Raw genomic sequence first — 18,556 nt, forward strand, 5'->3', positions numbered from 1 at the left:
GGTTTCGATGCAGATCGGGGAAGCGAGCCGGCTGACCGGGGTGTCGACCAAGATGATCCGCCATTACGAGGCGATCGGGCTGATCCCGGACGCCGACCGGCGCAGCTCCAACTATCGCGACTACGACGCCGAAGACGTGCACCGGCTCGGCTTCGTCCGCCGCGCCCGCGACCTCGGCTTCTCGATCGAGGAGATCCGCGACCTGCTGAAGCTGTGGGCCGACACGGCGCGCTCGAGCCGCGACGTCAAGGCGCTGACACTGGCGCACATCGAGGCGCTCGACGCGAGGATCGCCCTCATGCGCGAAATGCGGGCCACGCTGGCGCATCTGGCGCAATGCTGCGATGGCGACCACCGCCCCGACTGCCCGATCATCGAGACCCTCGCCGGCGGCAAAGCCGTCGAAACCGCCTGAGGCGCCGGCGCTAGGGCCGCCGCGCCACCAGATCGATCTCGACCAGCGCATCGACCGCCAGCGCCGTGACGCCCACGGTGGTGCGCGCCGGCAGTTTCCCCGGCGCCCAGAACTCCGGCCAGATGCGGTTGAGTGCCGCATAGTCGCGCCGGAACTCGCTGAGATAGATGCGCGCCATCACCACATGCTCGAGCCCGAGCCCGACGCCGCCGAGCACGATGCGCAAATTCTCGAACACCCGCCGCGTCTGCGCCTCGACGCCCGCGGGCAGCGGCGCATCGGGGGCCTTGGGATCGGTCGGCATCTGCCCGGTCACGAACACGAAACCGTCAACCTCGACGGCATGCGAGAACGGCGCCACCGGCCGCGGCCCGGCCGAAATCACGTGATGGATGGGCAGGCTCATCGGCTGGCTCCCGGGGCGCGGCGTCCCGCACCCTTGCAAGCGCCGCATTTAGGCCCCACACTTATGGCGAGCGTGCGACACTCGACAAGCTGATCGCATCGCCGATTCCCGCTTTCGGGCGGTAACCGACGTGGAGGATGGCGCCGCATGCTGGAAATTTTCCATCAGATATCCGATTTCATCGGCAATATCCTGACGTCGGTTTCCGGCAATTACTGGCTGTTCGTCTTCCTGGTCTTCCTCGTCTGCGTCGGCGAGGCCATCTTCATCCTCGGCCTGCTGGTCCCGTCGCTGCCCATCCTGCTGCTGGTCGGCGGGCTGATCAGCACGCAGAAGCTCGATTTCTGGCCGATCTATTTCGCCGCCACCGCCGGCGGCGTCGCCGGCGACGCCATCTCCTACTGGATCGGCCATTTCTTCAAGGGCCGCATCAAGACCGTCTGGCCGTTCCGCAACTACGTGCACCTGATCGAACAGGGCGAGGTGTTCTTCCAGCACCATGGCGGCAAGGCCATCTTCATCGGCCGCTTCATCACCGGCCTCAAGGCCGTGGTGCCCGGCATCGCCGGCATGCTGGGCATGCGCTGGAGCTATTTCACGCTCATCAACGTCGTCTCCGCCTTCGTCTGGTCGGCCTCGCACATCCTGCCCGGCATGTTCCTCAGCGAATGGCTGAAATCCATCGGCCTCAGCCTCGAGCTGGTGATTCTGGTCGGCGCGGTGATCCTGGGCGTGCTGTTCCTGCTCATCCACTACTGGAAGCGCATCCTGCTCGCCCTCGCCCCGTTCATGGGCAATTTCGGCAAATCGCTGCAGCAGCGCTGGCAGACGCCCAAGACCGACCAGACCCCGGGCTGACGACGAGCGCTCTGGACTTGCGCCCGCCGCGGCGCGACACTGCCCTCATGCGCTCATTCGTCGCCGCGATCCGCGCGTTGCTGGTGCTGCTCCTTCTCGCCGCCGCGCCACGGCCGGCCTTTGCCGCCGACTACACCGACGCCGCGGCCCTCGACGAGCTGTTCGCGCAGTTGAAGGTCGTCCACTCGGCCGGCGAGGCCGACGACATCGTCGCCCAGATCTGGGACCTCTGGTCCAACCCCGCCGTCCCCGATCTCGCCGAGCGCATGCAGGCCGCCGCCGCGGCCACGCGCGATGGCGACCTGCCGCAGGCCCTCTCGCTGCTGAGCGCCATCGTCACCGACTATCCCGATTATTCCGAAGGCTGGAACCAGCGCGCCACGCTCTACTACATGCTGGGCGATTACGACTCGTCGCTGGCCGACATCGCCAGGACCCTGGCGCTCGAGCCGCGCCATTTCGGCGCCCTCAGCGGCCGGGCGATGATCGAGCTCAAGCAGGGCAACCGCGCCGCCGCCCTCAAGGACATGATTGCAGCCCTCGCCATCGATCCCTATCTGCAGTCGCGGAGCCTGTTTCCCGAGCTCGCCCCCAACACCACCAACGTCTAGGACGAGAACATGCAGGACGAATTCACGGTTGAGCGCGAAGACTCCGCCGGACATGGCCGCTACGTCATCCGCCTGCCCGGCGAGCTCGAGGCCGAGATGACCTTCCGCAAGCTCGGCAACGACGTGATCGCCATCGACCACACCTACACCCCGCCCGAATTCCGCGGCCAGAACATCGCCGCGCTGCTGATGCAGCGCACCATCGCCGATGCCCGCCGCGACGGCGTCAGGATCCAGCCGATCTGCTCCTATGCCGTGGCGCAGTTCCGCCGCCACCCCGACTGGGCCGACCTGCTGGCTCAGTAGCTCAAATTCTGCGCCGTGTCGGTGACGAGGCCGGCGAGGTCGGTCCACGGCACCGTGACGTCCACTTCTCCCCGCGCATACGCTGCCACCTCGTACGGGTTGAAGTGCACGCTGATGCCGGCGTCGGTGAAATCCCAGCGTGACGGATCGGTGATCGCCTTGCTGAGATCGCCGCTGCTGTCGTCGCCCTGGTAGTCGTCGCCGAGGTCGGCCTTCGCCTGCTTGATCGCCAGCGCGGCGAACTTCTTCTGCCAGCCCTTGCCCTTGAACACGTCGCCGGCCCTGAGCGGCCGGGCCTCGGCGATCAGGAAATGGCTGTAGGTCGAGCCGTAATTGCCGTGCGCCGCGCCGTGCCCGAACCAATAGGTGTCGGTCTCGAGCGTGATGCGCGACGAGTTCACCTCCTTGACCGTGGTGCTCACGTCGATGTCCGCCGAGGTGTCGCCCCTGGCGAGGTTGCCGGCCTTGTCGAACAGGTGCTCGTCCTCGCCCATCTGCGCATCGTTGGCGAGGCGCAGCTCGTCGGTCATGGCGTTGAACGCCGCCGCCAGCTCGTCCTGCCGGTCGATCTTCACCGTGAGGAAATGCTTGGTCGCCACCTTGTTGTACGAATTGGTGTCGCTGTCGGGGTCCTTCTCCACCAGGAACTTCTCCACCGGGTAGAAGCGGAACCCGCCCTGCATCTTGCTGGCCTCGAGCGCGGTGATGCGCGAGGTGAATTCGCCTGCAAGGCAGCTCGCCTGGTCGTCCGTATAGGGCGTCGAGATCGGCTGCCCGTCGTCGCCGCAGACCCGCGAGGCGTAGTCGAGCCAGGCGTGCTGCCCGGCCTTCACCGCCGCTGCCGCGTCCGCCGACAGCCCGCCCAGCGCCGTGGCGTAGGCCTGCGCCAGCACCTCGTCCTTGGCCGACAGGTCGGGATGGTCGCAGATCGCTTTCTCGAACGGCGTCGCCGCCTTGCCGCAGTCGAAGCTCGCCGCCTGGGCGACCGGCACGCACAGCAGCAGCACGGCAAGAGCCAGCACGAAACGGATCATCGGAACCTCCTGTTGCGGCGCATGCTAGCGCGCCCGCCTGCCGGCACAAGCGCCATCTGCTATGTCGAATTTTAGGCCGCGCTCAGCCGCCCTGCACGCCGGCATGGCTGCGTTCGCTGGTCGGATCGTAGACCGACACGCGGTTGCGGCCGTTCTCCTTGGCCACGTACAGCGCCGCATCGGCCATGTCCGCCACCTGCTCCAGCGTTTCGCCCGGCTCGACCAGGCAGGCGCCGATGCTGACCGTCACCAGCACCGAGGCGCCGTTCTTGAGCTCGACCGGATTGCAGAGCCCCCGATGCACGGCGTCGGCGATCAGCTTCAGCGGCCGCATGCCGAGGTCGGAGAACAGCACGATGAACTCGTCGCCGCCCCAGCGCCCGCAGACATCGGCCGGCCGGAGCACGGCCGCGATCCGCCGCGCCACCTCGACCACCACCTCGTCGCCGGTCTGGTGTCCGAGGCGGTCGTTGATCTCCTTGAACCGGTCGATGTCGATCAGCAGCAGCGCCAGCCGCGCCTCCGCTTTCGAGCCGGCCTTCACCTGCTCGAAGCCCGAGGCGAAGCCGCGGCGATTGGCGATGCCGGTCAGCTGGTCGCGATAGGCGAGCGACTGCAGCTCCGCCGTGCGCTCCTCTACCAGCCGCTCCAGCGTGCGCATGTTGTCCTGCACGGTCGACGCCATCGTCGCGAACGATTGCGACAGCCGGCCGATCTCGTCATTGCCCGGATCGGCCGCGACCGGCGCCGTGACGTCCTCGCTGACCGCGACCACGCCCTTTTCCACCCGCGCCAGGCGGTCGCCGACGCTGACCTTGACGATGAAGGCGATCACCAGCGCGACCACGATCATCGTCGCCGCCAGCAGCAGCCCGATCGGCAGGAACAGGCTGCGGTCGATCACCGCGTCGATGTCCATCAGCGCGACGTTGTACCAGCCGAGCTTGTCGAGATAGCCGACGCCCACCAGCATCTGCCGGCCGTCCACCTGCATGAAGTTCGAGCGCACCTCGACCTTGTCGGTGGTGACGTCGGCGAGCATCTGCCGCAGCAGCGCGCGGTCCTCCGGCCGGTCGATCAGGCTGAAGATGGTCTTCTTCTCGTTGATCGCATTGGTCAGCGAGTGGAAGTCGATGTAGCGCGTGTCGCGATGCGCCTGGATGGCGCCGGCGCCGTCGACGAAGATCGCCTGCACGCCGCGCTGCGGAAAGGCCACAACGTCGCGGATGAACGTCGTGAGGTCGAGCCCGGTGCCGAGCACCCCCAGCACCGTGGGACCGTCGCGCAGGACGCAGTTGATCCACACCTTGGTGACGTCGAGCTCGTCGTCATGGTCGACATTGAGGTGGCAGCCGGCGTCGAGCGCGACCGTGGCGTAGTACCATTGGTCGCTCGGATTGTCGCGCCGCACCGTGAAGCTGTACGGATTGGCCGCGTGCGAGTTCTGCGCGTCGTTGTAGTAGTAGTTGCCCGAGGCGTTCACCACGAAGAAATAGCTGTGGTCGGCAAACGCCTGCCGGTACTGCTCGAGCTCGGCGATCGCCCGCCCCTTCTTGGCCGGATCGGTCTCGTCGCGCGCCCATTCGGCGATCACCGGCGAGCGGGTGAGGTTTTCGGCGAGCGCCACCTCCTGCGTCAGCGCGCCCATGCCGCGCGAGCGGTCGAACAGCACCTGCTTTTCGGCGAACAGCCGGCCCAGTTGCGCGACCGTCGAATTGACGACGGTGGTGAACCCCCAATAGGCCGGCACCGCGACGGCAATGAAACCGCACAGCAGCAGCAGCAGGATGTTGGTGCGAAGGGTGGGCGCACGGCGCTTTTGCTGAGCTGCCATTCGCCGCATCGACCGGGCGCGTGCCGGCCTCTCCCCAAGTCAGAGTCGTTTGCGCGACTATGGCCGAGATGTGCTGAAGGAAATGCTAACCGTCCGCCGCGCCGTGGCGCCGCTTTGCGACTACTCGCGGAACGTGAGGCTCTGCAGCGTCCCCCGGGTCGGCCGGTATTCGAGCCCGACATAGCCGGCATAGCCGTGGTCGGCGAGCCAGTGCAGCCGCGCCTGCCAGTCCATGTTGCCGCTGCCCGGCTCGCCCCGGCCCTGCGTGTCGGCGAGATGGACGTGAACGACGCGGTCCAGCCGGCCTTCGAGCACATCCTCGATATGCTCGCCCATCATCGCCGAATGGTAGATGTCGTAGAGCAGCCGCACCTCGGGCCGGTCGACCTCGTCGATGATGTCGAGTCCCTCGACCGTCGAGGTGAGGTAGTAGCCCGGATGGTCGACCCGGTCGTTGAGCGGCTCCAGCGCCAGCACCACGCCCGACCCCTCGAGCAGCGCCGCCGCCTCGCGCAGCACCTTGACCAGCGCCGCGTGCTGCTTTTCTCGCGGCACGCCGGGGCGGTCGTCGCCGGACTGCGCGATCAGCACCGGCGCCCCCAGCCGCTGCGCCGCCTTGAGCGACGCCTCGACGCCCGCGAGGAAGGCCGGATGCGTCTGCGGATCGGTGATCTGCGCAATCGGCTCGCACAGGATGCCGGCGAGCGGCAGGCCGGTCTCGTCGAGCGCCGCCTTCACCGCGTCGAGGTCCTTGCCCGACCAGTGCCAGAACTCCACCGCGTCGAGCCCGGCCGCCTTGGCCCAGCGGATGCGATCGGGAAAGCTGACCGCCATGCCCTCGACGATGTTCGCTTCCGGCGTTCCGGGCAGCGGCGGCAGCGACTGCGCGTCGGCGAACAGCCATTCGATGCAGGCGGAATATTTCGTCAAACCACCACCTCGTGCGCCACCCGGCCGGCGCTGCCGAAGATTTTGAGGTAGCGCGCGATTTCCTTGGGCTCGCCGGTCGCCTTCTCGGGATTGTCGGACAGCTTCACCGCCGGCCGTCCGTCGGCCGAGCTGACCTTGCACACCAGCGAGATCGGATCGAGCCGATGGTTCACGAAGGGCGAGCAGCCGACGAAATCGTTGGTGAGGTTGGTGCCCCAGCCGAAGGCCATGCGCACCCGGCCGTCGAAATGATGGAAGGCCTCCTCGATCATGTCGACGTCGAGCCCGTCGGAAAAGATCAGCAGCTTGTCGCGCGGGTCGCGGCCGCGGCTCTTCCACCAGGCGATGATCTTCTCGCCGCCCTCGATGGCCGGGGCGCTGTCGGGGCGGAAGCCGGTCCAGTCGGCGACCCAGTCGGGCGCGTCGCGCAGGAACGCATCGGTGCCGAACGCATCGGGCAGGACGATCAGCAGATTGCCGCCATAATAGCTCTCCCAATCCTCCAGCACCTGGTACTGCGCCGCCTTCAGCGCCGCCTCGTTGGGCGCGATGGCGGCCAGCACCATCGGCAGCTCGTGCGCATTGGTGCCGAGCGCCTCGAGGTCGTTGTCCATGGCGAGCAGCACGTTGGAGGTGCCGGTGAAGCTTTCGCCCAGCCCTTCCTTCAGCGCCTCGACGCACCAGCGCTGCCACAGGAACGAATGCCGCCGCCGCGTGCCGAAATCGGAGATGCGCAATTGCGGCAGCTTCTTCAGCCGCTCGACCTTCTCCCACATCTTGGCCTTGGCCCGCGCATAGGTGACATCGAGCGTGAACGGCCCGTAATTGCGCAGCGCCGCGCGCGAGCGCAGCTCGTTGATGATGGCGAGCGCCGGAATCTCCCACATCGTGGTTTCGATCCAGCGGCCGCCGAAATTGAGCTGGTACTGGCCGTCGCGCTTGCTCAGCTCGTACTCGGGCAGCGCGAAATCCTCGAGCCAGCGCAGGAATTCGGGCGAAAAGATCTGCTTGGAGCCGTAGAAGCTGTTGCCCGCGAGCCAGATCATCTCCTTCTTGGAGAACCGCAGCGTCCGGGCGTGGTCGAGCTGGGCCCTGAGTTCGCCTTCGTCGATCTCCTCGGCCAGCCGCACGCTGGTCTTGCGGTTGATCAGCGAGAACGTCGCGTCGACCTTCGGGTAGAGCCCCCAGATCATCTGCAACATCAATAGCTTGTAGAAATCCGTATCGAGCAGCGAGCGCACGATCGGGTCGAGCTTCCAGGTGTGGTTGTAGACGCGCCGCGCGATATCGGTCTTGGGCATGGCCGAACTCCAATCGGCGCCCTTCCTACTGCGAGAGCCCCGGCAAGGAAACCCGTAAGTCGGAGCCGTACGCGATCGCCGCTGCCGGCACTTGCTCCGGCGCCGGCGCCTTATATGGTCGGCGCGTGCAATGATTTTCCCACTCGAGGCAAAGTAATGGCCGACCGCAAAGTCCGCTGGGGCATCGTCTCCACCGCCGATATCGGCATGAAGAAGGTCAATCCGGCGATCATGCGCTCGCCGCACAGCGAGATCGTCGCCCTCGCCTCGCGCGACACGCGCCGGGCCGAGGCCGCGCTCGCCGAGCTCGGCATCGCCGGCGGCCGCGCCTACGGCTCGTATGAGGAGCTGCTCGCCGACCCCGATGTCGACGCCATCTACAATCCGCTCCCCAACCACCTGCACGTGCCGATCACGCTGGCGGCGGCGAAGGCCGGCAAGCACGTGCTGTGCGAAAAGCCGATCGCCATCTCCGCCGACGAGGCGGCGCAGCTTCGCCAGGCGCCAAGGGACGTGATCATCGCCGAAGCCTTCATGGTGCGGCACCACCCGCAATGGCAGCGGGCCCGCGACATCGTGCGCTCGGGCGAATTGGGGCCGCTCAAGCTCGTGCGCGGCGTGTTCCTCTATTTCAACGACGATCCCGCCAACGTCCGCAATATCGCCGACATCGGCGGCGGCGGCATCATGGACATCGGCTGCTATTGCGTGATCGCCGGCCGCTATCTGTTCGAGGCCGAACCGACACGCGTGGTGGCGCTGGTCGACCGCGACCCGACCTTCCGCACCGACCGGCTGGCCAGCGTCATCGCCGATTTCGGCGACGGCCGGCAATTGAACTTCGTCTGCGGCACGCAGAGCGGCGGCCGCCAGTCGGTCGAGGCCATCGGCCCCAAGGGCAGCCTCGAAATCGTCATCCCGTTCAACGCCCCGGCCAACGAAAAGACCGCGCTGATCGTCGGCAACAGCTTCGACCGCAACCTCAACCGCCGCGAGATCCTGCCGCCGATCGACCAGTACACGGCGCAGGCCGAAAGTTTCGCGCTCGCCGTTCTCGGCGAGCAGCAGGCGCCATACGGCGTCGAGGACGCCATCGCGCAGATGCGCGTGCTCGACGCCATCTTCCGCAGCGAGAAATCCGGCGCCTGGGAAGCCGTCGGATGACGGCAGGCTTCGACCTCGGCGGCCGCAGCGCGCTGGTGACGGGCGCTGCTCGCGGTCTCGGCCGCGCCATCGCTTTGGCGCTGGCCGACGCCGGCGCCGACATCGCCCTCGGCCTCCGCGACGCGCATGCGGACCACGGGCTGGTGGCCGAGATCGAGGCGAAGGGCCGCCGCGCTCTGCCGCTGCAGATGGACGTGCGCGACCTCGCCCAGGGCCGCGCCGCGATCGACGCCGCCATCGCCCGCTTCGGCAAGCTCGACATCCTCGTCAACAACGCCGGCGGCGGCGTGCCGGAGCGGCCGGTCGAAGCCTACGACGAAGTAACCTTCGGCGCCGTGCTCGACCTCAACGTCAGATCGACCTTCTTTCTTTCCCAGCATGCGGGCCGGCACATGCTCGGGCGCGGCCGGGGCGCCATCGTCAACATGGGCTCGCAGGCGGGCGCCGTGGCGCTGCCGGGCGAAGCCGTCTACTGCCTCAGCAAGGCCGCCGTGTCGCACATGACGCGCTGCTTCGCCGTCGAATGGGGTGCGCGCAATGTACGCGTCAACTGCGTCGCGCCGACCTTCATCGAGACCGACGGCACCGCCGCCATGCTGGCCCGCCCGGCCTTCCGCGCCGAGGTGATCGAGCGCATCGCCGCGCTGCACCGCATCGGCCAGCCGCGCGAGGTGGCCGATGCCGTGGTGTTCCTCGCCTCCGACGCCGCCTCGCTGATCACCGGCCAGACCCTGCTGGTCGACGGCGGCTGGACCGCGCGCTAGCGCTTCAGCCAACCGCTGGATCAGTAAGTCTTTGCGCCGTTGGTCATCACGTACACCGCATAGAGCGAGGTCGTGGCGCAGATGTAGAGCCGGTTGCGCTTGACGCCGCCGAAGCAGACATTGGCCACCACTTCGGGCACCAGGATCTTGCCGATCAGCGTGCCGTCCGGCTCGTAGCAATGCACGCCGTCCTCGGCGCTGGTCCAGATGCGGCCGTCGACGTCGAGCCGGAAGCCGTCGAACAGCCCAGCGGTGCAGTCGGCGAAGACGCGGCCGCCCGTGACCCTGTCGCCCTGAACGTCGAACACCCGGATGTGCTTGGGGTACTGCGCCCCATGCGTCCGCCCGGTATCGGCGACATAGAGCTGCTGCTCGTCGAGCGAAAAGGCGAGGCCGTTGGGCTTGATCATGTCGGTGATCACCGCCGTGACGGCGCCCGTCGCCGGATCGACCCGGTAGACGTTGGAGCCGCCGATCTCGCTCGGGCTCTTGTGCCCCTCATAATCGCTGTCGATGCCGTAGGTCGGATCGGTGAACCAGATCGACTCGTCGGATTTGACGATCACGTCGTTGGGCGAATTGAGCCGTTTGCCCTCGAAGCGGTCGGCGATCACCGTGATGGTGCCGTCGTGCTCGGTGCGCGTCACGCGGCGCGCGCCATGCTCGCAGGTGACCTGCCGCCCCTGCCGGTCGACGGTGTTGCCGTTCGAATAGTCGGAGGGCGAGCGGAACACGCTCACCGAGCCGTCGCTCTCGTCGAAGCGCATCTGCCGGTTGTTGGGAATGTCCGACCAGACCAGCGAGCGGCTGCCGCCGAACCACGCCGGCCCTTCGGACCATTTGCAGCCGGTATAAAGCTGGTCGAGCCTGGCGTTGCCGTTGATCAGCCCGCCGAAGCGCGGATCGATGACTTCGTAGATGGACTGGGCGCCCATGCGTTCCTCCCCCTGGATTTTCGCCGAGTGCTAGCACGCGGGCGGCGGCATGTGTGCCGTCTTTTGCTGTCAGGCGTCGTCCATGTGCCAGAGCTCGCGCGAATAGTAGCGGCGCACCATGCGCAACTGCGCCGCCCCCTGCGCCGCGCCCGACCGGCCGATATGGCCGGCGCGCACCGACGGCCGGCTCCGCCCGAGCCCCGGAACCTCGACGATCTCGCGGCCGACCGCAGCGATCAGCCGCTCCAGCGTGGGCCGCGGCAACCGCGATTCGAGCACCGCGAAGTCGATTTCGAGCACCATCGCGGTATTGACGATCGCCTGCGCCAGCGCCGGCGCCGCATCGTCGATCCACGCCTCGACGACATCCCGGACCGTCCGCGGCGGCGCGTCCTGCATGGCGTCGGCGAGCGCCGCCCCGCTCGCCTTGAGCCGCTGCTCCAGCGCCGACAGCGACGCCAGCTCGTGCACGAAGCGGCGGTTGCCGGTCCGGTCGTTGACCAGCATCAAGCCCAGATGCGCCGAGGCGCCGGTGACGCCCTGCCACAGCCGGTCGCCGGAGATAATGCCGGCGCCCACGAAAACGTCGATCAGCAGGAAGGCGAAGTCGCTGGGGCGCGGCGCCGTCATCGTCGTGAATTCGGCAAAGCACGCGGCATTGCCGTCGTTGAACACCTGCACGTCGTAGCCGGTGACGCGGGCCGCCTCCCGCGCCAGATCCAGCCCCGTCCAGGCCTCGGCCTGTCCCGGCGGCGGCGCCAATGGCGATGCGGCATCCCCGATGCTGTCGGGCGCGGCAATGCCGAGACCGACCAGCTTCCTGCGGTCGGCGCCGTCGAGCGTCGCGGTGAGCGTGCCGAGCAGGTCGGCCATGAGCCCGAACACCGAGCGGGCGTCGGGATAGTCGTAGTCGACGCGCCGGTGCGCGATCACCTCGCCGACGAGGTCGGTCATCGCCACCTCGATATGGGTCCAGCCGATCTCGGCGCCCAACGCCAGGGCCCCCTGCGGGTTGAGATAGAGCGGCGTCGCCGGCTGGCCGCGCCCGCCGTCGCGCCGGGCCGGACCGCGCCGCAGCAGCCCCGATTGCTCCAGCCCGTCGAGCACCGACGACACGGTCTGCGGCGCCAGCCCGGTGTGGCGCGCAATGTCGGCGTTGGAGAGGCCGGGATAGACCGACAGCACGCTGAGGATGGCGCGCTGGTTGCTGTAGCGGACCTGGTGGGGCTGCATGCCGCGGGCCGCGTAAGTGATGAAGTCTTTCGAGCGCCCCTTCCCGACGACCACCTCTCTGCGCCCCCAGACCTATCAAATAGCTTAAAACTTTTTCTGATAGTAATCATTTTCTCGTTGCATCGCAACGAGTTAAGCGAGCGTGGGGGATAGCCCGCAAGTCCCTGCCCCTGCGGCGAAAGCCGCTGCCGCCGCTAGGCGCCCGGGCGTGTCCGGCACGCCCAGCCGAGGCCCCGCTGCAGGATTTTGCGGCCGTCGGGGTGGGCGAGCTCTTCCGGGCTGTGCCCCAGCGCCGAATAGAACACCCGGCCGGCGCCGAACCGCCGCTTGTAGACGACCGGCATGGTGACGCCCGCCACCACCGGATCGTGCGTGCCGTCGAAGGTGGTGGTGGCCAGCACCTCGATCGAGGGATCGTAGTGCAGGTAATATTGCTCGCTGCGATAGGCGAAGCTGGCGATGCCCTGCATCACCGGATCGTCCGGACGCACGACGTCGACCCGGAAGTCGATAATGCCCCCCGGATGCGCCACCCATTGCGCGCCGAGCAGGAAGTGATAGTCGACCGAGCTGCGGAACGCCGTCACCGGCAGATGCGGGCCGCCGAGGCCGAGCCCGCCCCGCACCGCCGCCAGCAGCCGCTTGATCACCTCGCCCTCGACAACCGCATTGGTGATCAGCGGCACCACCAGGTCGAAGCGGTCGAGCTCGGGGCTGCCCAGCGCCGACAGCTCCGGCGTGACCACCGTCTCCATCCCCTCGGCCGCGAGCAGCGCCGCCACCGCCGCCGCCATTTCGGCGGGCCGATGCCCCTCCCAGCCGCCCCAGACGATCAGTGCACGCGGCATCGGCGCCTCAGGCCAGTTGCAGCAGCAGCGACGGCTGCACCTGGTGATGCAGCGGCCGCCCGGCGGCGAAACGCTCGATCTCCTCGACCATCAGATTGCCCAGCCGCGATCGCTCGCTGCCGACCGCTCCGGCGATATGCGGCGTGAGCACCACATTGGGCAGGGTGAACAGCGGCGAGTCCGGCGCCGGGATTTCGGGATCGGTGACATCGATGACCGCCGAGACGCGCCCGGTCTCGAGCTCGGCGACCAGCGCCGCCTCGTCGACCAGCGCCCCGCGGGCGGTGTTGATCAGCGTCGCGCCGTTGCGCATCAGCCCCAGCTCGCGCCGGCCGATCATGTGCCGGGTCGAGGGCAGCGACGGCGCGTGCAGCGACACCACATCGGACCGCGCGATCAGCTCGTCGAGATCCACCAGCTCGGCATGACGGCAGATCTCGTCGCCCGGCCGCACATGCGGATCGTAGAGCAGCACCGTGAAATCGAACGGCCGCAGCAGCTCGACGACGCGGCGGCCGATATGCGAGGCGCCGACGATGCCGACGGTGCGGCGGTAATTGCCGATCGGCGTGTCCATCAGCGCGTAGCTCGTGCCGCGCGTCCGGTCCTCGCGATAGAGATCGCGGAACTGCAGCGCCTGCTTGTTGGCGAGGATGATCATCGCCAGCGTATATTCGGCGACCGGCACGGCGTTTGCCGCCACCGCATTGGTCACGGCGATGCCGGCCTCGAACACCACCGGGTCGAGATGGTACTTCACCGTGCCGGCGGCATGCGCGATGAGCTTCAGCCGCGGCGCCGCCGCGACCACCTCGCGCGAGATGAACGGACAGCCCCAGCCGGTCACCAGGATCTCGGTGTCGTGCAGCACGGCGCGCGCCGCCGCATCGGTGAAATCGTGCAGCGGCTCGTCCGACAGCACCTCGCACAGCTCGCCGAGCCGGCTCAGCGCCGCCTCGTCGAACACGAAGCGCGTCTTGCCCGGAGACATCGCGAAGGCAAGCTTGGGCCGCATCAGAACCTCTCGGGAACCTGGATGGCGCTGACCTCGACGCCCTGCTCCCGCAGGGCCTCGAGCGCCGCGAGGTCGGGCATCGCCGGCACCGCGGCCAGCGCCGCATCGGCATGGCCGGCCGGCAACGCCATGGCGGCGGTGGCCAGCACCGTCACGCCGGGGGCGATGGGCCCGCGCAATTGCGGCACCAGCGTGCGCGCCACGATGAGGTTGGTGTTGGGCAGCGCCCTGTGCGCCCGGCCGGCCCGGCGATCGGCCGCCATCAGGTCGACGATGGCGCTGACGTCGGCCGGCGTCTGCGCCACCGCCCGCCCGGTCTCTTCCACCACCATGTCGGTGTTGAGATCGGCGCGGCCGACGGCGAAGCCGCCCTCGGTCGCATGCAGCGCGCGCGGCGTGGTGATGCGGTGCACGCGGATGTGCCAGGGCGACGCCGGCAGCAGCCAGGTCTCGACCATCACGTCGGGCCAGGGATGCCACACCGAGCACAGCACGTTGCCGGCGAGACGCGCGACGTCGTTCTGCTCGCGCACGCGGAAATGCCTGTTGTCGTCGCTGAGCGCCAGCGCGCCGTCGAAGGCGCCCTTGTCGTAGGCCCGCTCGTCGGCCTCGACCGAAAAGCCGTAGCGCGAGGAATAGACGAATTTGGCGTATTTCTCGGCGCCGGCGCGCATCTCCCAGTTCTGCTGCCCGCTCGACAGCGCCACGACATTGCCCGGCGTGTGCAGCATCACCATGCCCGGATGGCGGAACGGCACCGGCTCGGCATCGAAGCGCGCCGGCTGCTCCTCGGCCGTCCAGAACGGATGGTCCTCCGGCAGCGCCAGCGGCAGGAACGCCTTGAACGCCCAATAGGGCGAGCCGGCCGAATTGTAGCTCTCGCTCATGAACAGGTTCGGGTAGCCGTAGCCGACCGACAGGATGCCGTCGCGGTCGGCGATCGGCAGCTGCGACCACCAGCGCAGGTGCCGCAGATAGTGGCCCTTGATCTCGCCCCAGGGCAGCGCCTCGACCCCGGCATAGGCCAGCGCCCCCCACACGCCGCCGCAGGCGTAGCGATAGGTGAGGCTGCGGCCGAAGGCGAGCCCCCCGCCCTCGTCGTCGAACCAGTGCCGGATGTCGCCCGCAAACAGCTTGGCCCGCTCCACCAGCCGGGCCACGCGCGCCTCGTCGCCTTGGCTCAGCCGCGCATAGATCAGGCCGTAGAAATGCATGGCGAACGGAATGTAGTGGTCGATGCGCCGCACGATGCCGTCGCGATACCAGCCATCGCCGAGATAGAACCCGTCCAGCTCGTCGAGATAGGCGGTGGTGAGGCTGCGGTCGAACGCAATTCCACAGCGCTCGAGGCCGAGATCGACCAGCACGCGGAAGAACTTCCAATTGTTGTTGGCGTGGGCGTGGCGCCGCGCCTCGATGAGGTAGGACGCGATGTTGGCCTTGGCGCGCGCATCCAGCGGATCCCAGATGTGCTCGGGGATCATCCGCATCGCGAGGCCGATCGCGGCGAGCTCGACCATGCGCTGGTCGGTGCTGCTCACCGGCCCCCAATATTCGGGATGCTCCGGATCGGTGCCGTTGGCGAGACCGCGGCGATAGAGCTCCCAATGTGCGAACTGCCCGCCGCCCGCCGCCAGCGGCACCAGCCCCCACAGCGGCCGCGCGAAGCCCTCGAGGTCGGCGGCGGCCCGGTCGAAATGCGCCGCGGCGCCGCTGAGCCGCACCCGCGCCCCGCCCGGTGAAAACAGCGGCAGCAGCGGGGCGAACGAGGCGCGCAGCGCCGCCTCTACATCGGCGCGGCTCCGCAAGGGATTGCCCCACATCGGATTGAACCGCACCGGATCGAAACTCGTCACATCGCACCCTGACTGTCCGGCAGGCAGCGCCCGCACCTCGCGCACTTGGTAGAAAGAAAGCCGGCCCTGCACAAGCAAAATTTGCACTGGCGCAAAAAATGCAACCAGCGCTCCTGTGGGCTGCTCGCCTATTTCGCCCGCTGGATGGTGCCGCCGTCGACCGCCCGCACGCCCAGCTCCAATTGCTGCACCGCGCGGTCGCCCTCCATCTGCTGGCGCAGCAGCCGGATCGCCGCCTCGCCGATCGCCTCGCGGTCGACATGCATGGTGCTGAGTCGCGGCGTCGCCAGCGACGCGATTGGCAGATCGTCGAAGCCGACGATCGAATAGCGCCCGGTCTGCCCCGCCCGGTTGATGGCCTCCAGCACCTGCACGGCGACGATGTCGTTCCACAGGAACAGGCCGGTGACGTCGTAGGCGCCGCCGACCAGCCGGGCGGCGAACTCCGCCGCCGAGACTTCGAGGTTGTTGAGCACAATCGCCTCGGCGCCCGCTGCCTTGGCCGCCGATTCGAAGCCGCGCCGGCGCTGTGCGATGGTCGGCCGGAGCTCCTGCGTGAAATGCAGCAGCTTGCGGTGCCCCGCCTCGAGCAGCCGCCGCGTCGCCGCCTGCGCCCCGTAGAAATTGGCCGGCGACACCGAGCTCAGCCGCATCTGCGGGTCGCTGCCATTGACCAGCACCACCGGCAGATCCTCGGCGGCGCACCACGCCACCAGCTCGTCGGCAGCGTCGATGCCCGCGAGCAGCAGGCCGGTGGCGCCGTTTTCGGCCACGTCCTTCTTGATCGCCTCGACCGACAGCGACGCCTCGTTGATCAGCCGCACGTCGAGCGCCAGCCCGGCATGCAGCGCCGCGGTCCGCATGCCCTCGACGATGCCGAAATAGAACCCGGACAGCCCGCTGGTGGCGCTGCCCAGCGGCACGAAGGCCAGCGCCCGCCGGTTGGCCAGCGTCGAGCCCACCCGCTTGCTGCGGTAGCCGAGGGTCCGCGCCAGCTCCTGGACATCCTGCCGCACCGCCGGGCTGATGCCGGCCTCGTTGGCCAGCGCCCGCGACACCGTGCTGACCGAAATCCCCAGCCGGTCGGCGATGTCCGCCTGGTTGAGCCGCCGTCCCCGCTTCACGATTTCGTCTCCGCGCAAATCTTTTGCGTTTTTTGCATAGTTTCACAAAACTTGCAAAGAGCAAATCGACGTGCAAAGAATTGCGCGCCGAAGGGGCCAGCCCCCGGCTGCGCGCGAAGGGAGGGCAGATGTCGAGCGTTGCGGACACGACTTACGACCAGTCGCGCCCCGCCGCGGCCACGCGCCGGCCGCGCCAATGGCGCAAATCGCTGGTCGCCTACTCTTTCATCGCGCCCAATTTCCTCGGCTTCACCATCTTCACCCTCGGGCCGATCCTGTTCTCCTTCGCGCTGGCGTTCCTGCACTGGGACGGATCGAACCCGATCACCTTCGCCGGCCTCGACAATTTCTGGCGGCTGTTCAACGACAGCGCCTTCATCACCGCTTTCTGGAACACCATTCTCTACACCGCGCTCAGCGTGCCGCTGACGCTGGTGTGCGCCCTCGGCCTCGCCATGCTGGTCAACCAGCGCATCCCCGGCCGCAATTTCCTGCGCGCCGCGATGTTCTTCCCGTATGTCGCCTCGCTGGTCGCCGTCGCGGTGGTGTGGAACATGCTGTTCAACCCCGAAATGGGGCCGGTGAACATGGTGCTCTACACCCTGGGCGTCGATCCGAAGGCGCTGCCGCGCTGGGCCGCCGACCGCAACTGGGCGATGATCACCGTGGTGCTGTTCGGCGTGTGGAAATCCATGGGCTACTACATGGTGATCTACCTGGCCGGCCTGCAGGGCATCAACCGCGACCTCTACGAGGCGGCCAGCATCGACGGCGCCGGCGCCTGGCAGCGCTTCGTCTACGTGACGCTGCCGCAGCTCGGCCCGACCACGCTGTTCGTCACCGTGATGCTGACCATCCAGTCGTTCAAGGTGTTCGACCAGATCTACCTGTTGACCCAGGGCGGCCCCGGCACCTCCACCCTGGTGCTGGTCTACCACATCTACAACGAGGCCTTCATCTCCTGGGATCTGGGCTATTCCAGCATGGTGGCGCTGGTGCTGTTCTTCGTGGTGCTGACCGTCACCATCGTGCAGTTCCGCTATACCCGGCAGCAGACGACATGAGCATGCCGGCCCTCGCACGCATGCTGCCGCGCCGCCGCATCAGCCTCGGCCAGGTGCTGATCTATGTCATCGCCATCGTCATCGGCCTGGTGATGCTGACGCCGTTCCTGTGGATGCTGTCGGCCTCGCTGAAGCTCAACCGCGACGTCTTCACCTTCCCCATCCAGTGGATACCGGCCGAGCCGCGCTGGCAGAACTACGTCGACATCTGGACCAAGATTCCACTGGCGCTGTTCGTGTGGAACACCGCCAAGATCACCATCGCCGTCACCATCCTGCAGCTGCTGACCTCGAGCTTTGCCGCCTACGCCTTCGCCAAGCTGCGCTTTCCCGGCCGCGACGCGCTGTTTCTGGGCTACATCGCCACCATCGCCATGCCGTGGCAGGTCTACATGGTGCCGCAGTTCCTGCTGATGCGCGAGCTCGGGCTGCACAACACGCATATGGCGCTGATCCTGCTGCAGGCCTTCACCGCCTTCGGCGTGTTCCTGATGCGCCAGTTCTACCAGTCGATCCCCGACGAATTGTGCGAGGCGGCACGCATCGACGGCATGAACGAATACCAGATCTGGTGGCGCATCATGCTGCCGCTGTCGAAGCCGGCGCTGTCGACGCTGACCATCTTCACCTTCGTGTCCACCTGGAACGATTTCCTCGGCCCGCTGATCTATCTGACCAAGACCGAGCTCAAGACCATCCAGATCGGGCTCCGTATGTTCATCTCGCAATATTCCGCCGAATACGGGCTGATCATGGCGGCCTCGGTGGTGGCGCTGATCCCGGTGCTGGTGGTGTTCCTGGCGCTGCAGCGCTTCTTCGTCGAAGGCATCGCCACCAGCGGGTTGAAGGGGTGAGCCG

The 18,556-nt window shown here is 67.7% G+C and carries 19 protein-coding genes; 8 read left to right on the forward strand and 11 right to left on the reverse strand.

Annotated features, from left to right (window positions below):
- Nucleotides 1-7: 7 nt before the first annotated feature.
- On the forward strand, nt 8-415 hold the full coding sequence (gene cueR / locus BGO82_RS15205; RefSeq protein WP_291306454.1) for a Cu(I)-responsive transcriptional regulator: 408 nt from the start codon (nt 8-10) through the stop codon (nt 413-415).
- A 10-nt stretch (nt 416-425) separates the two neighbouring features.
- On the opposite strand, the gene BGO82_RS15210 is transcribed toward cueR, so the two are convergent.
- Nucleotides 426-821 (reverse strand): RidA family protein, encoded by a 396-nt coding sequence (locus BGO82_RS15210; protein WP_291306455.1) that lies wholly within the window; start codon nt 819-821, stop codon nt 426-428.
- 147 nt (nt 822-968) lie between these two features.
- Between BGO82_RS15210 and BGO82_RS15215 the strand changes: the two genes are divergently transcribed.
- From BGO82_RS15215 to BGO82_RS15225, 3 genes are read left to right on the forward strand one after another with little or no spacing between them, the layout of a single operon-like run.
- Entirely contained in the window at nt 969-1,679 is a 711-nt protein-coding gene (locus BGO82_RS15215) for a DedA family protein (protein ID WP_291306456.1), read from the forward strand.
- Nucleotides 1,680-1,726: 47 nt separating this feature from the next.
- On the forward strand, nt 1,727-2,290 hold the full coding sequence (locus BGO82_RS15220; RefSeq protein ID WP_291306457.1) for a hypothetical protein: 564 nt from the start codon (nt 1,727-1,729) through the stop codon (nt 2,288-2,290).
- Nucleotides 2,291-2,299: 9 nt separating this feature from the next.
- On the forward strand, nt 2,300-2,596 hold the full coding sequence (locus BGO82_RS15225; protein ID WP_291306458.1) for a GNAT family N-acetyltransferase: 297 nt from the start codon (nt 2,300-2,302) through the stop codon (nt 2,594-2,596).
- Here BGO82_RS15225 and BGO82_RS15230 read toward each other — a convergent pair.
- The 4 genes from BGO82_RS15230 to pncB form a co-directional block, all read right to left on the reverse strand.
- The gene (locus tag BGO82_RS15230; RefSeq protein WP_291306459.1) at nt 2,590-3,630 is read right to left on the reverse strand and encodes a DUF3298 domain-containing protein; all 1,041 of its coding nucleotides are present in this window, start codon (nt 3,628-3,630) and stop codon (nt 2,590-2,592) included. The two genes, BGO82_RS15225 and BGO82_RS15230, sit on opposite strands and share 7 nt — an antisense overlap.
- An 82-nt stretch (nt 3,631-3,712) precedes the next feature.
- Nucleotides 3,713-5,464: a GGDEF domain-containing protein gene (locus tag BGO82_RS15235; RefSeq protein ID WP_291306460.1), complete on the reverse strand. Its 1,752-nt coding sequence runs from the start codon at nt 5,462-5,464 to the stop codon at nt 3,713-3,715.
- 120 nt (nt 5,465-5,584) lie between these two features.
- Nucleotides 5,585-6,394, reverse strand: coding sequence for a TIM barrel protein (locus BGO82_RS15240; protein ID WP_291306461.1), 810 nt, complete (start codon nt 6,392-6,394; stop codon nt 5,585-5,587).
- The gene (gene pncB / locus BGO82_RS15245; protein WP_291306462.1) at nt 6,391-7,695 is read right to left on the reverse strand and encodes a nicotinate phosphoribosyltransferase; all 1,305 of its coding nucleotides are present in this window, start codon (nt 7,693-7,695) and stop codon (nt 6,391-6,393) included. Before pncB ends, BGO82_RS15240 begins: the two co-directional genes overlap by 4 nt.
- Before the next feature lie 156 nt (nt 7,696-7,851).
- Here pncB and BGO82_RS15250 point away from each other — a divergent pair, with 156 nt between their 5' ends.
- Together BGO82_RS15250 and BGO82_RS15255 are read left to right on the forward strand one after the other, a co-directional pair.
- Entirely contained in the window at nt 7,852-8,859 is a 1,008-nt protein-coding gene (locus BGO82_RS15250; RefSeq protein ID WP_291306463.1) for a Gfo/Idh/MocA family oxidoreductase, read from the forward strand.
- Entirely contained in the window at nt 8,856-9,623 is a 768-nt protein-coding gene (locus BGO82_RS15255; RefSeq protein ID WP_291306464.1) for a glucose 1-dehydrogenase, read from the forward strand. Before BGO82_RS15250 ends, BGO82_RS15255 begins: the two co-directional genes overlap by 4 nt.
- 20 nt (nt 9,624-9,643) lie before the next feature.
- On the opposite strand, the gene BGO82_RS15260 is transcribed toward BGO82_RS15255, so the two are convergent.
- The 6 genes from BGO82_RS15260 to BGO82_RS15285 all read right to left on the reverse strand — a co-directional run bounded on the left by BGO82_RS15260 (nt 9,644) and on the right by BGO82_RS15285 (nt 16,634).
- A complete protein-coding gene (locus tag BGO82_RS15260; RefSeq protein ID WP_291306465.1) occupies nt 9,644-10,558 on the reverse strand; it encodes an SMP-30/gluconolactonase/LRE family protein in 915 nt (304 codons plus the stop codon).
- A gap of 69 nt (nt 10,559-10,627) precedes the next feature.
- Nucleotides 10,628-11,791, reverse strand: a complete 1,164-nt coding sequence (locus BGO82_RS15265) for an ROK family transcriptional regulator (RefSeq protein ID WP_291306466.1) — start codon at nt 11,789-11,791, stop codon at nt 10,628-10,630.
- Nucleotides 11,792-11,985: 194 nt separating this feature from the next.
- Entirely contained in the window at nt 11,986-12,639 is a 654-nt protein-coding gene (locus tag BGO82_RS15270) for a ThuA domain-containing protein (protein ID WP_291306467.1), read from the reverse strand.
- Between the two features lie 7 nt (nt 12,640-12,646).
- Nucleotides 12,647-13,657, reverse strand: coding sequence for a hydroxyacid dehydrogenase (locus tag BGO82_RS15275; RefSeq protein WP_291306492.1), 1,011 nt, complete (start codon nt 13,655-13,657; stop codon nt 12,647-12,649).
- Nucleotides 13,654-15,477: a DUF2264 domain-containing protein gene (locus BGO82_RS15280; protein ID WP_291306493.1), complete on the reverse strand. Its 1,824-nt coding sequence runs from the start codon at nt 15,475-15,477 to the stop codon at nt 13,654-13,656. The genes BGO82_RS15275 and BGO82_RS15280 overlap by 4 nt, the downstream gene beginning before the upstream one ends.
- A gap of 161 nt (nt 15,478-15,638) precedes the next feature.
- Nucleotides 15,639-16,634 carry a LacI family DNA-binding transcriptional regulator gene (locus BGO82_RS15285; protein WP_291306468.1) on the reverse strand — a complete coding sequence of 332 codons (996 nt, stop codon included), beginning with the start codon at nt 16,632-16,634 and terminating at the stop codon, nt 15,639-15,641.
- Nucleotides 16,635-16,762: 128 nt separating this feature from the next.
- On the opposite strand from BGO82_RS15285, the gene BGO82_RS15290 reads away from it, so the two are divergent.
- Both BGO82_RS15290 and BGO82_RS15295 read left to right on the forward strand, forming a co-directional pair.
- Nucleotides 16,763-17,698: a sugar ABC transporter permease gene (locus tag BGO82_RS15290; protein ID WP_291306469.1), complete on the forward strand. Its 936-nt coding sequence runs from the start codon at nt 16,763-16,765 to the stop codon at nt 17,696-17,698.
- Nucleotides 17,699-17,718: 20 nt separating this feature from the next.
- Nucleotides 17,719-18,552 (forward strand): carbohydrate ABC transporter permease, encoded by an 834-nt coding sequence (locus BGO82_RS15295; RefSeq protein WP_291306494.1) that lies wholly within the window; start codon nt 17,719-17,721, stop codon nt 18,550-18,552.
- Nucleotides 18,553-18,556 lie beyond the last annotated feature (4 nt).

It is taken from the genome of Devosia sp. 67-54, from assembly GCF_001899075.1.
Taxonomy (GTDB): Bacteria; Pseudomonadota; Alphaproteobacteria; order Rhizobiales; family Devosiaceae; genus Devosia_A.

Coding starts and splice junctions, on each gene's coding strand:
- BGO82_RS15215 (WP_291306456.1), top strand. CDS start 969: ATGCTGGAAATTTTCCATCAGATATCCGATTTCATCGGCAATATCCTG.
- BGO82_RS15220 (WP_291306457.1), top strand. CDS start 1,727: ATGCGCTCATTCGTCGCCGCGATCCGCGCGTTGCTGGTGCTGCTCCTT.
- BGO82_RS15210 (WP_291306455.1), bottom strand. CDS start 821: ATGAGCCTGCCCATCCATCACGTGATTTCGGCCGGGCCGCGGCCGGTG.
- BGO82_RS15225 (WP_291306458.1), top strand. CDS start 2,300: ATGCAGGACGAATTCACGGTTGAGCGCGAAGACTCCGCCGGACATGGC.
- BGO82_RS15250 (WP_291306463.1), top strand. CDS start 7,852: ATGGCCGACCGCAAAGTCCGCTGGGGCATCGTCTCCACCGCCGATATC.
- BGO82_RS15270 (WP_291306467.1), bottom strand. CDS start 12,639: ATGCCGCGTGCACTGATCGTCTGGGGCGGCTGGGAGGGGCATCGGCCC.
- BGO82_RS15295 (WP_291306494.1), top strand. CDS start 17,719: ATGCTGCCGCGCCGCCGCATCAGCCTCGGCCAGGTGCTGATCTATGTC.
- BGO82_RS15230 (WP_291306459.1), bottom strand. CDS start 3,630: ATGATCCGTTTCGTGCTGGCTCTTGCCGTGCTGCTGCTGTGCGTGCCG.
- BGO82_RS15255 (WP_291306464.1), top strand. CDS start 8,856: ATGACGGCAGGCTTCGACCTCGGCGGCCGCAGCGCGCTGGTGACGGGC.
- pncB (WP_291306462.1), bottom strand. CDS start 7,695: ATGCCCAAGACCGATATCGCGCGGCGCGTCTACAACCACACCTGGAAG.
- BGO82_RS15260 (WP_291306465.1), bottom strand. CDS start 10,558: ATGGGCGCCCAGTCCATCTACGAAGTCATCGATCCGCGCTTCGGCGGG.
- cueR (WP_291306454.1), top strand. CDS start 8: ATGCAGATCGGGGAAGCGAGCCGGCTGACCGGGGTGTCGACCAAGATG.
- BGO82_RS15235 (WP_291306460.1), bottom strand. CDS start 5,464: ATGGCAGCTCAGCAAAAGCGCCGTGCGCCCACCCTTCGCACCAACATC.
- BGO82_RS15290 (WP_291306469.1), top strand. CDS start 16,763: ATGTCGAGCGTTGCGGACACGACTTACGACCAGTCGCGCCCCGCCGCG.
- BGO82_RS15280 (WP_291306493.1), bottom strand. CDS start 15,477: ATGTGGGGCAATCCCTTGCGGAGCCGCGCCGATGTAGAGGCGGCGCTG.
- BGO82_RS15265 (WP_291306466.1), bottom strand. CDS start 11,791: ATGCAGCCCCACCAGGTCCGCTACAGCAACCAGCGCGCCATCCTCAGC.